At 36.0% G+C, this 1,169-nt stretch carries 2 protein-coding genes; both read right to left on the bottom strand.

The window, feature by feature from the left end:
- Positions 1-141: 141 nt before the first annotated feature.
- Complete coding sequence (gene tpiA, locus AC1DPQ_RS28340) at positions 142-903, bottom strand: triose-phosphate isomerase (RefSeq protein ID WP_132396929.1); 762 nt, start codon at positions 901-903, stop codon at positions 142-144.
- Between the two features lie 20 nt (positions 904-923).
- The coding region (locus tag AC1DPQ_RS28335) for an RDD family protein (RefSeq protein WP_477611653.1) at positions 924-1,169 on the bottom strand (246 nt) is incomplete at its 5' end.

The raw sequence follows: 1,169 nt of genomic DNA, 5'->3' as shown, positions 1-1,169 counted from the left end.
GTCTTTAATTACGAAAGCCGTAAAACCACCCTCACTATCTTCGAAAGTATCGAAGCCTAGATCGGCAAGATCGCTAATGAGCAGATCCTGTTGATAATCTTCGATACTTTTGAATGTAAATATTGCTTTTGTGTATTGCATTTAACTGTTTAATGCTTTAATAATATCTGTAAAATCGCGTGATTTTAACGATGCACCACCAATTAGGCCGCCATCAATATCGTTCTGAGAAAATAAACTTGCAGCATTGCCTGGGTTACAGCTACCACCATATAAAATGGTTGTATCATCAGCCACATTAAAACCATAGTTAGCTTGAATTTCACTGCGGATAAAAGCATGAATATCTTGCGCTTGCTCAGGAGAAGCAGTTAAACCTGTGCCGATAGCCCAAACTGGCTCGTAAGCAATAACCAATTTTTTGAAGTCTTCTTCAGTTAAACTAAAAATACCTTCTACCAACTGTTTTTTTAATACTTCATAATAACTACCGTTGTTACGCTCGTCTAAAGTTTCGCCAATACAGAAAATTGGTGTTAAGCCATTCGCCAAGGCAACTTTAGTTTTTTCAGCTAATAAAGCATCGCTTTCAGCGAAATATTGTCTGCGTTCTGAGTGACCTAAAATAACGTATTCTGCACCAACAGATTTAACCATTTTAGCTGAAGTTTCGCCTGTATATGCTCCGCTTTCTTTATCGCTAATATTTTGAGCGCCAATTTTAACATCGTTACCACCCAATTTTGCCAAGCTGTTTAGATGAATAAATGGTGAGCAAATAATAGCCAGCTGATCGCCTTTGCGCTCATCTTTAACCATATTTACGATTTCGCTGAATAACGAAACACCTTCGTTATAATCTAAGTTCATTTTCCAGTTACCGGCAACAATCTTTTTTCTCATTTTGTATTAGTTTTTATATTTTAGTTAAAGGCCCTTATTGGTCCCAAATTTTGTTCAGGGTCTGTCGTATCAATTACATGCGTTTTTGCAAGTACATCACCTACTCTCTGGTGCTTTTCTGAATTTTTAATAATTAAAAATGCTATCAAACCAAAGCAGAAAAAATCAATTGGATCTAAAAAACGTCGTTTAATTGCTTGAGTGAATCCAATTTTTTCACCATGCAAGGTTACAACTTTTAAGTTAAATGATTGATGCCCTAGTGT

This window comes from Pedobacter sp. 01T416_2, assembly GCF_056398925.1.
Note: the sequence above shows the minus strand (reverse complement) of the source record. Positions and strands in the feature narration are given on the sequence as shown.